A 13,626-nucleotide genomic window follows, 5' to 3' on the forward strand; every position below is an offset into this window, starting at 1 on the left:
GATTACCATGAGATTTTTAGGAAATGTTTTGGCTACAATCGTAGGATTGTTTGTGTTTTGTATGATATTCTTCTTTGGGATATTGCTTGTCGGTGCCCTATTTGGAGGCGAAGGTGATAAGGTGCGTGTGAAAGATAATTCCGTGATTGAGCTGGATTTGAAGGATGTGACCCACGACTACGGTGGTCAGTTTAAATTTACCGATTTTGATTATTTTGAAACCCGTCACGATGGTGTGTCTGATGTTCTGAACGCCATTGAAGCGGCCAAAACCGATGATAAAATTAAAGGAATTTCCATTCTTAACAACGAATCGATGCTTGGTTTGGCGCAAAGTAAGGCCATCCGACGTAAATTAGAGGAGTTTAAGAAAACGGGCAAGTTCGTTGTGTCGTATTCCAACGTGCTTACTCAAAAAGAGTATTACCTGAATTCCGTAGCCGATACGATTTATCTAAATCCGGTTGGTGAATTGGATTTTAAAGGTTTGTCGGCAGAAATTTTGTTCTTTAAAGATTTTCAGGAAAAATCAGGGGTGAAAATGGAGGTAATCCGTCATGGAAAATACAAAAGTGCTGTGGAACCTTTTTTAGAAAATCAGATGAGTCCTGCCAATCGTGAGCAAATGACTGTTTTGTTAAATTCGATTTGGGGTTCGGTAGTGTCTGATATTTCCAAAAGCAGAAATATTTCGGTTGACAGTCTGAATGCCATCGCAAATTCTTTGGGAGCACGAACTCCGGAGTTGGCAAAGGAAAAACACCTTATTGATAAAATTGCTTACGAAGACGAATATCACAATGCCATCCGTAAAGCGTTAGCTGTCGAAAAAGACGAAAAATACAACAAAGTAAGTATACTGGATTATGCTAAAAACGTGGCCACAACCGGAAAAGATCATTCCGTGGATGATAAAATTGCCGTTATCTATGCGCAGGGAGAAATTAAATCGGGAGAAGGCGATGTGAGTTATATTGGAGAAGGTTCTATGCGCCGTTCCATTGAGGAAGCTCGTAAGGATAAAAAAGTGAAGGCAGTGGTATTGCGTGTGGATTCTCCGGGAGGAAGCGCTTTAACTTCGGAGCTGATCTGGAGGGAAATTGAACTGACCAAAAAAATAAAACCGGTTGTGGTTTCCATGGGGAACTTGGCAGCGTCGGGGGGATATTATATTTCGTGTAATGCAAATACGATTTTTGCCGAACCCAATACAATTACAGGGTCTATTGGAGTTTTTGGTGCCTTGCCGAATTTTAGTCCATTGGCTACTAAAATAGGAATTAATGCCGAACAGGTGAGAACCCATCAAAATGCTTCAGGTTACAGTGTTTTTGAACCGATTGATGAGAATTTTAAAGGTTTTGTAACGGAAAGTATTGAGCATATTTATTCGACTTTCTTGAAAAGAGTAGCGGATGGAAGAAAAATGACCACGGCGCAAGTAGATGCCATTGCACAGGGACGTGTCTGGACCGGAACTGATGCCCTGAAATTAGGGTTGGTGGATAAAATTGGCGGTATGGATGCGGCCATTAAGCATGCGGCAACCTTAGCAAAAATTAAAGAATACCGTACTGAAAATTATCCGGAATACGAAAAAACATTTGAAGAATTGTTAAGCGGTTTTATGGGAGTTTCCATGTTCCAGTCAAAAGAGTCGCTTATTAAAGAGCGAATTGGGGAAGAAAACTATCAGGTTTTGGAGCAAATCAGAACGGTAAACCAACGCCGCGGAAATCAGGTAGTTATGCCTTTCGCCTTGAGCATTCGATAAGATTTAACATATTATTTTTATTTGAAACCAACTTATTTACGTTTTGTTAAGTAAGTTGGTTTAATTTTTGTAGTAAATTCGTAAGATAAATATTCTAAAGTATGTTAAAGAAGATATTAAAGATAACCGGAATCTCATTGTTGGTTATCATCATCGTATTGGCAGCAGCACCTTTTTTATTTAAAGATAAAATTAAAGAGCTGGTAGCCAAAACGATAAACGAAAATGTTGATGCTAAAGTGGCTTTTGAGGACGTAGGTGTAAGTTTGTTCAAGAACTTCCCGAATGCCAGCGTAACTATCGACAAACTCAGTATTATCAACAAAGCACCTTTCGAGGGTGATACATTGTTGTATGCCGGTGAAGTCAATTTAAAAATGTCCGTTAAAGAACTTTTTAAAGGGGATGGCGAGGCTATGAATATTGAAGGTTTTTCTTCGAAAGACGGCGTGGTGAACATTGTTTTTAACAAAGACGGTATCGGGAATTTCGATATTGCTCTGAAAGATGATAAGCCGGAAGAAGCTTCAGCAAGTAAGCCTTTCGCGATGAACATTCAGAAGTATTCTGTGGAGAATTTGCGTTTCCGTTATATCGATGAAAAGTCAAAAATCAAAATGGTTATCGACAGTCTGAACCACGAAGGAAGTGGAAATTTTGCGGCTGAAAAACTGGATCTGGATACTAAAACTTCTGCAAAATTGTCGTTGGATATGGACAAGATGAACTACATGAAAAATGTGGTTTTGAATCTGGATGCGGTTTTAGGAATCGATTTGAAAAATCAGAAATACGAGTTTAAAGACAACAAAGCCTTAATCAATCAGTTGCCGTTGGAATTTACCGGATTTATTCAGATGGTGGAAAAAGGTCAGGTTTACGATTTGAAATTCAAGACTCCAACCTCCGATTTTAAAAATTTCTTAGGGTTGATTCCGGAAGCGTATGCCGGTAACATCAAAACCGTAAAAACTACGGGTGAGTTTAAAGTGGATGGAGTTGTGAACGGAGAATTGACCGATACGACCATTCCGAAATTTAAATTGACTTTGGCGTCCAATAATGCTTCGTTCCAATATCCGGATTTGCCGAAATCGGTACAAAATATTGTCATCGACACCAAAATTATCAACGAAACAGGCTTGATGAACGATACGTATGTGAATTTGGATAAATTGTCGTTCCGTATCGATCAGGATGTGTTCAATGCGAAAGCCAATATTCGAAATATTGCCGAAAACGCTTTGGTTAATGCTGAGTTGAAAGGAATTATCAATTTGGCGAATGTAACAAAAGCCTATCCGGTAAAATTGGATAAGCCGCTTTCGGGTATTTTAAAAGCCGATGTGGTGACGAAATTCGATATGAAATCGGTGGAAACCAGCCAGTATCAGAACATTCAGAATTCGGGAAATCTTTCGCTAACCGGATTTAATTATACGGGTCCTGAAATGGCAAAACCGGTACAGATTTCGCAGGCGGTGGTGGCATTTAATCCGAATCAGATCCGTTTGAATCAATTGGATATGAAAACCGGAAAATCAGATATTCATGCTTCGGGAACACTAGATAACTTTTATGGGTTTGTCTTTAAAAACCAAATTCTGAAAGCGAATTTCAACATGAGTTCCAATCAGTTTCTAGTGTCTGATTTTATGGCGCCAAGTACCACTACAACCAAAGAAGGAACAGCTAAGAAAGAAGCGGTTAAAATTCCTGCTTTCCTGGATTGTGCCGTAACTGCAAAAGCCAATACCGTTGTTTATGATAATTTGACCCTGAAAGATGTTTCCGGTAAAATGATTATCCGTGATCAGGCAGTAACGCTTCAGAATATCAAAACCAGCATTTTCGATGGAAGAATCGGTTTGGATGGTGTGGTTTCAACCAAAGGGAAAACGCCAACGTTTAAAATGAATTTAGGTTTGGATAAAGTGGATATTGCCAAATCTTTCACGCAATTGGATATGTTGAAATCCATTGCGCCTATTGCCGGTGTAATAGAAGGAAAATTGAATTCGACCATTAAGCTGTCCGGAAATCTGGATGCGATGGAGATGACGCCGGATTTGAAAACCATTTCAGGCGATTTATTGGGACAATTGTTAAGTACTAAAGTGAATGCGCAAAACTCACAAATGTTATCCTCATTGGCTTCCAATGTAAAATTTATCGATGTCAATAAATTGAATCTTAATGATTTGAAAGCTTCGTTGTCTTTTGATAAAGGGAGAGTAAATGTAAAACCGATTGATTTGAAATATCAGGACATGAAAGTAACCATTGGTGGGACACACGGTTTTGATCAATCCATGAATTACAATTTGAAATTCGATGTTCCGGCTAAATACTTAGGGTCTGATGTTGGGAAGTTGCTTGCGAAATTGACTCCAGCAGAACAAGGTAAATTGGAAAATGTTCCTGTAAATGCTACGATGACCGGAAATTTCAAAAGCCCGAAAGTGTCTACAGATATGAAGCAGGCAGTAACAAATGTAACGACACAGCTGGTTCAATATCAGAAAAATAAACTGTTGAATCAGGGAACATCGGCTTTAGGAGGTATTTTGGGAGGTACAAAAGGAAATACCACTACACCTAAGGATACCACTAAAACACAAACAACACAGCCAAAACAGGATATTAAAAACGCTGCAACAAATGCAATAAAAGATATCTTTGGTAAGAAGAAAAAAGAAGAACCGAAGCCAACTACAACACCATAAAAAAAGCCCCTGAATTCAGGGGCTTTTTTTATGATAGGTTTATTTTAACCACATAGCCTTCGAAAGTTCGTACGTTAAAAACGGTGCCGTCTTCAAAGATGAGGTATTGCCCTTTTACGCCGGAAAGTTTTCCGGTGAAATGAGGTGTTTTGTCCAGGTTTAAACTATTTACTTTTTTAGGGTATTCCAAAACCGGATAACTTAAATCGTAAAATTTCTCCGGTTGTGGAGCAAAATAAGGCTGTACTTCTTCCGGTAAAAGGTTGCCTAAATTGTTGCGCTCCGTTAGTAAATCCACGTTAGGAACTTCGTTCTTTAGCATTTTCTGCCAATTGGTTTTGTCGGCAAAATGATTTTTTAAAGCCACTTCCGTGATGCCTGCCAAATAGCGGTTCGGCACTTCCACAATCGGAACGGCTTGGATCGCGCCTTGGTCTATCCATCGTGTTGGTACTTGCGTTTTTCGTGTCACACCTACTTTTACTTCACTGGAAAGCGCTAAATAAACGATATGCGGTTGCAATTGGACTTTCTTTTCGTATTCCAAATCACGGTCCTCAATATCTAAATGGGCGGTGCTTAATTCGGGTTTCATGATCCAGTCTCCGGCGGAAGCACTGCTCATGAAGCAATCGTAGCAAAATCCCTGACGGAAAATCTTCTTTTTTTTGCCGCAATTCAAACACTGATACCCCTGAAATGTAATTTCAAGTTCTTTGTTAAGCAGTTGGTTGATGTTGAGAAAACTGTTTTCGAAAACCAGATAATATTGTATCGGGTCGGCAAATTCGGTTTCCATTTTGGTTAAGACACCTTCGTACGTCATTTCTTTAGGAATTAAGTGTGATTTTTGTTATTTTTGGTAACGTTGTAAAGTTATAATTCATAATTTACAATTCATAATTCATATTTGCGAAAATGCCGTTAACGATTATAAATTCGATTGCTTCCTGGATTCTGAAAAAACGCATCCATCAAATGGAATTGTTTTTGAAATACCCCAATGAGGTACAGGAAGAATTGCTGTTCAGTCTTTTGCGTACTGCCGAAAATACGGTAGTGGGCAGGAAGCATGAATTTTCATCCATTAAAAGTTATAAGACGTTTTCAGAGCGGGTTCCGATATCTACTTATGAAGAGTTGGAGCCGATGATTGAGCTTACCCGAAGAGGGGAGCAGAATGTTTTCTGGAGTACACCCATCAAGTGGTTTGCCAAATCCAGCGGAACCACCAATGCCAAAAGTAAATTTATCCCGGTTAGCAGCGAGGCTCTGGAAGATTGTCATTACAAAGCCAGTAAAGATTTGCTGTGTTTGTATTTGAATAATAATGAAGAATCGCAATTGTTTACGGGTAAAAGTCTGCGTTTGGGAGGAAGTAAGCAATTGTATGAAGATAACAATACTTTTTTTGGGGATTTATCGGCCATTCTGATAGGGAATATGCCTTTTTGGGCCGAGTTCAGCAGTACGCCGAGCAATAAGATTTCCCTGATGAGCGAGTGGGAAACCAAGATTAAAGCGATTATTCAGGAAACAAGAAATGAAAATGTAACGAGTTTTGCAGGGGTTCCTTCCTGGATGTTGGTATTGCTTAATAAAATGCTGGAAGAAACCGGTAAAGAAAATCTGTTGGAAATCTGGCCGAATCTGGAAGTGTATTTCCATGGAGGTGTAGCTTTTGAACCGTATCGTGAACAATATAAAAAATTGCTTCCTAAGACTGATTTTAAGTATTACGAGATTTACAATGCATCCGAAGGCTTTTTTGCGATTCAGGATTTGAATAATTCTAGTGATTTGCTGCTGATGTTGGATTACGGAATTTTCTATGAATTTATTCCGATGGATACTTTTGGGACGTTAAACCAAAGAGTGGTTCGTTTGGCAGAAGTGGAATTGGGAAAAAATTATGCAGTCGTGATTACCACAAATTCCGGTTTGTGGCGTTATTTGATAGGGGATACGATTCGTTTTACCTCTTTGAGCCCTTATCGTGTAAGAGTTACAGGACGAACCAAACACCATATTAATGTGTTTGGGGAAGAGTTAATGGTGGAAAATACGGATACGGCTATAGCGAAGGCTTGTCAATTGACCCATTCGGAAGTGGTTGATTATACGGTTGCCCCCATTTTTATGGACGGTAAGGAAAAAGGGGCCCACGAATGGATGATAGAATTTCGTAAAAAACCCGAAGATGTTGAAGATTTCAGAAAAATACTGGACGATAGTCTTCAGGCGCTAAATTCGGATTATGAGGCCAAGCGATATAATAACATGACATTAAATCCGTTGGTTTTGAATGTTGCCCGTGAGCATTTATTTTACGATTGGCTGAAAGATCAGGATAAATTAGGAGGGCAGCATAAAATTCCAAGATTGTCCAATCAGAGGGATTATTTGGAGCAACTGAAAGCGATGCAGCTTTCGGAAATAATTTAAAAAGGTAAATGATGAGAAAAGTGGTGATAGTGTTGGTGCTTTGCGGTTTTGTGATTTCTTGTGGTCCAAGACGTTTGGGTTGTGGTCCAGGCCGATGTGATGTGGCTAAACAGGTGAAAAATATCAGACAAAACTGTTAATTTATTTAAGTTTAGTGCAAAAAAAAGTCCCGATCTAATCGGGACTATTTTTTCTTACTTGTATTAAATACTAGTGAGCAGCTGGAGCTTCAGTAGCTGGAGCAGCTTCTGCAGGAGCAGTAGTAGCAGCAGCAGAATCAACAGTAGCAGCAGCAGAATCAACTACTTCAGTAGTAGCTTCAACAGCAGCCTCAGTAGTTTCAGTTACTGGCTCTTCAGTTTTGTTTTCTTTACAAGAAACAACTGCCATAGTAGCAACTAATGCTAAGCTTAAAACAACTTTTTTCATCTTACTAAATTATAAAGGTTAATTATTAATTCGGAGCAAAGATATAAATTTTTTGATACGATTAAATAAAAATAATAATTTTTTCAAAAAAAATATTCCTTCGTGTCCGGCAACAACAAAACAAATTACATGCCAAAATTTAAAAAGGCATTTTGTAAGTTTAAAATGCCTTAATTTTTTCTACATGATTGATTTACAGTTGGTTTATTTTTTCTTCTTTTTTGGTGTTGGTTTTACAAGCTTCATCTCTTCTATTAAATGTTTTGCACCTGCATATTTATCGACCACAAATAAAACGTAACGGATGTCAACCATAATATTCCTACAGATTGCAGGATCGTAATGGATGTCGCTCATTGTGCCTTCCCAAACGCGGTCAAAGTTTAGTCCGATTAAGTTTCCATTGGCATCCAAAGCCGGACTTCCAGAGTTACCTCCAGTAGTATGGTTCGTGGCAATGAAAGCGACCGGCATTTTTCCGTTTTTGTCGGCGTACTGCCCGTAATCTTTAGCATTGTACAAATCGATTAATTTCTTAGGGACATCAAATTCGTAATCACCCGGAACATATTTCTCCATAACGCCGTCTAAATAGGTCATTGGGGCATAAGTAACGGCATCGTTGGGTTGGTATCCTTTTACTTTTCCGTAAGTTACACGAAGTGTACTGTTGGCGTCCGGAAAAATACGTGCCGATTTAGGGCTCAATTCCATGATGGCTTTCATATACGTACGTTGTAAAGCGATGTTTTTTAAATTCATCTCATCGTATTTCGGTGCTACGTTTTTGTTGTAAGCTTCGGCAATCGATTTTACCAAAGCAAACGCTTTGTCCTGATTCATTTTTTCCAAAACCGTTTTCGCGTCACCGTTTAGTAATTCTTTCAAGCTATTGTAATTGGTCAGCTTTGAGTTTTTGAAAATATCAGCGGATAATTGTGATGGATTGATGTTGTTCAAAGTAGACGGTAAGAACTGTTTAGGTGATTTATTCGCGTACAAATCAATCAATTGTTCGAATACCTTTTCATCTACATTGGCGTTGAAATCTTTGTATAAAGCTTCGAAGCCGTTAATCAAATTTGTTTTTCTGTCGTTGAAAGCCTGTTCGCCTTTGGTGTTGTAAACTTGTTCCAACTGATACAAGCGGTACGCGAAACTTAAAATTTCAGTGTTTCTTAAAACTACCTCGGTGTAATATTCTCTCGCCAATGCGTAAGGCGCGATGGCTTCGTAATTGGTTTTGAAGTCGGATAATAAGTTGCCGTATTCTGTCTGTTTTCCAGCTTTGTTGATTTTGTCGGTTAAGTCTTTTTCGAATTTCTGTTTGATGCCGACCGCATTCGATTTTTTCAGACCTTTTACTTCTCCAATCCATTTTTTCCAGTAATTCGCCACTGACGCATATTTGGATGCGTATTGAATTTTGATAGCGTTGTCTTTACGCATAAAACCATCCTGCACTTTTAGCGCACGGTCACGTACTTCGATTCTTGCCGGGTCTAACGAATTCATGATTTGCTCTACCGCGTAAGAAGGCAAATATTCCTGCGTTCTTCCAGGGTATCCCATGACCATAGTGAAATCGTTTTCTTTGATTCCTTTAATGGAAACCGGAAAGAAATGTTTTGGTGTGTAAGGTACGTTGTCTTTGGAGTATTCTGCCGGACGGTTGTTTTTATCGGCATAAATTCTGAATAGAGAAAAATCTCCGGTATGACGTGGCCAAACCCAGTTATCTGTATCCGAACCGAATTTACCGATAGAACTTGGTGGTGCTCCCACTAAACGTACGTCACGGTAAGTTTCTGTTACAAACAGGATGTATTGGTTGCCATCATAAAAGGTACGGATGCTGTTTTCTTGAAACGATTCTTTCGGCAGGGTTTTGTTTAACATCGAAATGTTGTCCTGAATTTTTTTCTGTTTGTCCGCTTCCGTTGGTAAGTTGATAACGCCTTCCAAAACTTTGTTGGTTATGTCTTCAATGCGAACGATGAAGGTTACGAATAAATCTTTGTTGGGTAATTCGTCCTCCATTTTCATGGCCCAGAAACCGTCCGTCAAATAATCGTGTTCCACGGAAGAATGACTCTGGATGTTGTCGTAGCCGCAGTGGTGGTTCGTTAAAATCAAACCCTTAGGCGAGATGACTTCAGCGGTACATCCTCCGTCAAAATGAGGAACCGCATCTTTTAAGCTGGAATGATTTACAGAGTAAATATCATCCGCAGAGATTTTCATTCCCAGGTTTTTCATTTCGGTTTCGTTCATTCCTTTTAATAATGAAGGAATCCACATTCCGCCTTGTTGCGCGAATGTAGGGAGTACGAATAAAATAATAAGCAGTCTTAGAAATTTCATGATATATAGGTTATAAAATGTACTTGTGATTTAGTATAGGTTACTTTTTAAGTTTGATTGTTACAAATGTAGTTCATAATTGTAGAAGTGGCACCTTGATTCATTTGTACGAAAGTAGCACAGATGTGACCTTTTTCGTAACGTTCGTCTTCGTTTTGCAGCAAGAGGCCAAAAGCCTGGTTCAGTTCGTTTTGATTGGCAATGGAAAGGCAGCCTTCCATGTTGACTAGAGCTGTAGCTTCAGCAAAATGAGAATAATTCGGGCCAATTATAATCGGAACACCAAATGTAGCCGGCTCCAAAATGTTGTGAACGCCCGGATTGCCAAAACCGCCGCCTACATAAGCGATATCGGCATAACTGTAAATTTTGGTTAAGATGCCGATGGTGTCAATGATGAAAACGTCAAATTCGGCTAAATTCTTTCCTTCTTTTTCCGAAAACAAAATCGCCTTTTTAGTAATCTGTGATTTTAGATTTGCGATTTGTTCGGATTTAATATTATGAGGCGCAATGATAAATTTTACACCTGAAGTTTGGTTGATGTGCTGGATTAAAAGTTCTTCGTCTTTTGGCCACGAACTTCCAATAACAATGGTTAAGGTGCTGTTTTTGAATTGTTCGATGAAATCCAGATCGTTGTTGCGTTCCAAAATAGCGGCCACACGGTCAAAACGCGTATCGCCGGAAACTTTTACATGGTTGAGTCCGATGCTCAGCAATAGGTTTTTAGAGCTTTCATTCTGTACAAAAAAGTAGTTGAAGGTTTTTAAAGCGTTTCGGTAAAACCCGCCGTACCACTTAAAAAAGCTTTGTTTCTCTCTGAAAATCCCGGAAATCAGATACGTTTTGATGTTTTGCTTTTTCAATTCGCTCAGGTAATTCGGCCAGAATTCGTATTTGATAAAGAATACCAAGTCCGGATGTGCCAGTTTCAAGAATTTTTGTGCATTGCTTTTGGTGTCCAGCGGAAGGTAAATAGTGACGTCTGCAATCGTATTGTTTTTTCGCACTTCATAGCCCGAAGGGGAAAAGAACGTAATGATGATTTTATGCTGCGGGAATTTTTCTTTTATTTTTTCAATAACCGGAAGCCCTTGCTCGTATTCGCCCAGCGATGCCGCGTGAAACCAAATCGTTTTATCGGAAGTGGAAATTTTAGAAGAAAGTGTCGTGAAAACCGACTTGCGTCCTTCCACAAACAATTTAATCTTGGGGCTGAACAAAGCCACAATTTTCAATAGAAAACCGGCAACGTGAACCAATACATTATAGCAAAAAAACATAACTTTTCTTTTGTTGCGCTAAAATACGGTTTCTTTTCGTTATCCTTAAATCATTCTACTTTAATTCGTATTTTTGCTTGTTTTCAAATTTACTTTTCCGATGAAAAAACTACAAATGGTTGACCTAAAAAGTCAATACGACAAAATAAAAGACACCGTAAATGCTTCTGTTCAAGAAGTTTTAGATACCACAACCTATATCAACGGACCGCAGGTACATCAGTTTCAAAAATCTTTGGAAGAATACCTGGGTGTAAAACACGTAATTCCTTGTGCCAACGGAACCGATGCACTGCAAATCGCCATGATGGGATTAGGCTTGAAACCCGGTGACGAAGTAATTACCGCAGATTTTACTTTTGCAGCAACCGTTGAGGTAATCGCCTTATTGCAATTAACGCCTGTTTTAGTGGATGTGGATATGGATACTATGAATATTTCCATCGATGCCATTAAGAAAGCCATTACGCCAAATACCAAGGCGATTGTGCCGGTGCATTTGTTTGGACGTGCGGCCAATATGGAAGCCATCATGCAATTGGCTTTGGAGCACGATTTGTATGTAATCGAAGACAATGCACAAGCGATTGGAGCTAATTTTACGTTTAAAGATGGTACTAAGAAAAAAGTCGGAGCAATTGGTCATGTGGCTTCCACGTCGTTTTTCCCTTCTAAAAATTTAGGTTGCTATGGAGATGGTGGTGCGATTTTTACCAACGATGATGCTTTGGCTCACACGTTACGAGGTATTGTGAATCATGGGATGTATGTACGTTACCATCATGATGTGGTAGGGGTGAATTCCCGTCTGGACAGTATGCAGGCTGCGGTTTTAAATGCGAAGTTGCCACTTTTGAACGAGTATAATACCGCAAGAAGAGCAGCGGCAGCGAAATACAACGCGGCTTTTGCCAATCATAAGCATATTGTAACACCGGCTTTTGATTTGAACGGAGACGATCACGTTTTTCATCAATATACCATACGAATTGTAGATGCAGACCGCAATGCGTTGATGGAACATCTGCAAAGCAAAGGCGTACCGTGTGCCATTTATTATCCGATTCCGTTGCACAGTCAGAAAGCCTATGTGGATGTTCGTTACCGTGAAGAAGATTTTCCGGTGACCAACCAATTGGTGAACGAGGTAATTTCTTTGGCCATGCATACCGAATTGGACGCTGAACAAATCCAATACATTACCGATTCTGTTTTAGAATTCTTCAAATAATCATCCGATTTCAAGCACAATGTCTATGAAAATATTGGTTACCGGAGGACTTGGTTTTATTGGTTCTCATACCGTTGTGGAACTTCAAAGTAAAGGTTTTGATGTGGTCGTGGTGGACAATCTTTCCAATTCGTCTCCGGAAGTCTTGAAAGGGATTGAAAATATAACAGGGAAACAGCCTTTTTTTGAAAATATTGATTTACGTGATAAGTCAGCGGTTCAAAATCTTTTTAAAAAATATAGTGATATAAATAGCGTGATTCATTTTGCAGCGAGTAAAGCTGTGGGGGAAAGTGTGGAAAATCCGTTGTTGTATTACGAGAACAACATTTCTACGTTGGTTTATTTACTTCAGGAATTGCAGGCAAAGAAGGAAGCACATTTTATTTTCAGCTCCTCCTGTACCGTTTACGGTCAAGCCGAAACAATGCCGATTACAGAAGATGCACCGGTGCAACTGGCCATGTCACCTTACGGGAATACCAAGCAAATAGGAGAGGAGATTATCTCGGATGTTGTCAAAGTAACCGGAATCCATTCAATTTTGCTTCGTTATTTTAATCCGATTGGTGCGCATCCTTCTGCGGAAATTGGAGAATTGCCAATAGGAGTGCCCCAGAATTTGGTGCCTTTCATTACTCAAACTGCTATGGGATTGCGTAAAGAATTGTCGGTTTTTGGTAATGATTATCCAACTCCGGACGGAACAGCCATTCGCGATTATATCCATGTAGTGGATTTGGCCAAAGCCCACGTGGTTGCTGTACAACGACTGATCGGAAAAAATAACTTATCCAAAGTGGAAACATTTAACGTGGGAACCGGAAAAGGAAGCTCTGTATTGGAGATGATTACCGCATTCGAAAAAGTGAGCGGCCAAAAATTACCGTATAGAATAGTAGATCGAAGAGGAGGCGATGTAATGGAGGCGTATGCCAACACAGCTAAAGCTAATTCCGTTTTAGGATGGAATGCAGAATCTTCTTTAGAAGAAGCCCTCGCCAGTGCATGGAAATGGGAACAAAAAATTAGAAATAAAGCATAAAAAAATCCCGAGTTTTCTCGGGATTCGTTTTTTAAAAGAATAGGCTTCTTAGTGTTTAGCTTCTTCTTTCATTTCTTTAGCAGCAGCTTCAACTTTAGCAGCACCAGCTTCTACAGCTTCTCCTGTTTTAGCAGCAGCTGAATCAACAGCAGCACCCATATCAGCAGCAGCTGAATCAACAGCCTGAGTCATTTCAGTTGCAGCAGCATCTGCCGCCTCATCCATTTTCTCTTCTGTTTTTTCTTTACAAGAAACCATTAATGCTCCTACGAATGCTAACGCTAAAAGTGTTTTTTTCATTTTCTAAGTTTTAAGAATTAATAATT

Annotated in this window: 10 protein-coding genes; 5 read left to right on the top strand and 5 right to left on the bottom strand. The window is 39.3% G+C overall.

Features of this window, described 5'->3' with window-relative positions:
- The first annotated feature begins 7 nt into the window (after positions 1-7).
- Positions 8-1,774, top strand: a complete 1,767-nt coding sequence (gene sppA, locus ABGT15_RS00960) for a signal peptide peptidase SppA (protein WP_367229546.1) — start codon at positions 8-10, stop codon at positions 1,772-1,774.
- Positions 1,775-1,875: 101 nt separating this feature from the next.
- Positions 1,876-4,500 (top strand): AsmA-like C-terminal region-containing protein, encoded by a 2,625-nt coding sequence (locus ABGT15_RS00965; RefSeq protein WP_367229547.1) that lies wholly within the window; start codon positions 1,876-1,878, stop codon positions 4,498-4,500.
- A gap of 28 nt (positions 4,501-4,528) precedes the next feature.
- Here ABGT15_RS00965 and ABGT15_RS00970 read toward each other — a convergent pair whose 3' ends face one another.
- Entirely contained in the window at positions 4,529-5,326 is a 798-nt protein-coding gene (locus ABGT15_RS00970; protein ID WP_367229548.1) for a DUF2797 domain-containing protein, read from the bottom strand.
- 92 nt (positions 5,327-5,418) lie between these two features.
- Between ABGT15_RS00970 and ABGT15_RS00975 the strand changes: the two genes are divergently transcribed.
- The gene (locus tag ABGT15_RS00975; RefSeq protein WP_367229549.1) at positions 5,419-6,945 is read left to right on the top strand and encodes a GH3 auxin-responsive promoter family protein; all 1,527 of its coding nucleotides are present in this window, start codon (positions 5,419-5,421) and stop codon (positions 6,943-6,945) included.
- Positions 6,946-7,155: 210 nt separating this feature from the next.
- Here the strand turns inward: ABGT15_RS00975 and ABGT15_RS00980 are convergent, their stop codons facing one another.
- The 3 genes from ABGT15_RS00980 to ABGT15_RS00990 form a co-directional block, all read right to left on the bottom strand.
- On the bottom strand, positions 7,156-7,374 hold the full coding sequence (locus tag ABGT15_RS00980) for a hypothetical protein (RefSeq protein ID WP_367229550.1): 219 nt from the start codon (positions 7,372-7,374) through the stop codon (positions 7,156-7,158).
- 204 nt (positions 7,375-7,578) lie between these two features.
- Complete coding sequence (locus ABGT15_RS00985; protein ID WP_367229551.1) at positions 7,579-9,738, bottom strand: S46 family peptidase; 2,160 nt, start codon at positions 9,736-9,738, stop codon at positions 7,579-7,581.
- Between the two features lie 47 nt (positions 9,739-9,785).
- Positions 9,786-11,024: a 3-deoxy-D-manno-octulosonic acid transferase gene (locus ABGT15_RS00990; RefSeq protein WP_367229552.1), complete on the bottom strand. Its 1,239-nt coding sequence runs from the start codon at positions 11,022-11,024 to the stop codon at positions 9,786-9,788.
- A 100-nt stretch (positions 11,025-11,124) separates the two neighbouring features.
- Between ABGT15_RS00990 and ABGT15_RS00995 the strand changes: the two genes are divergently transcribed.
- The gene (locus tag ABGT15_RS00995; protein ID WP_367229553.1) at positions 11,125-12,255 is read left to right on the top strand and encodes a DegT/DnrJ/EryC1/StrS family aminotransferase; all 1,131 of its coding nucleotides are present in this window, start codon (positions 11,125-11,127) and stop codon (positions 12,253-12,255) included.
- A 25-nt stretch (positions 12,256-12,280) separates the two neighbouring features.
- Entirely contained in the window at positions 12,281-13,300 is a 1,020-nt protein-coding gene (gene galE / locus ABGT15_RS01000) for a UDP-glucose 4-epimerase GalE (RefSeq protein WP_367229554.1), read from the top strand.
- Positions 13,301-13,348: 48 nt separating this feature from the next.
- Here the strand turns inward: galE and ABGT15_RS01005 are convergent, their stop codons facing one another.
- Positions 13,349-13,600, bottom strand: a complete 252-nt coding sequence (locus ABGT15_RS01005; RefSeq protein ID WP_367229555.1) for a hypothetical protein — start codon at positions 13,598-13,600, stop codon at positions 13,349-13,351.
- Between the last annotated feature and the right edge of the window lie 26 nt (positions 13,601-13,626).

Source organism: Flavobacterium enshiense (assembly GCF_040750275.1).
Classification (GTDB): domain Bacteria; phylum Bacteroidota; class Bacteroidia; order Flavobacteriales; family Flavobacteriaceae; genus Flavobacterium; species Flavobacterium enshiense_B.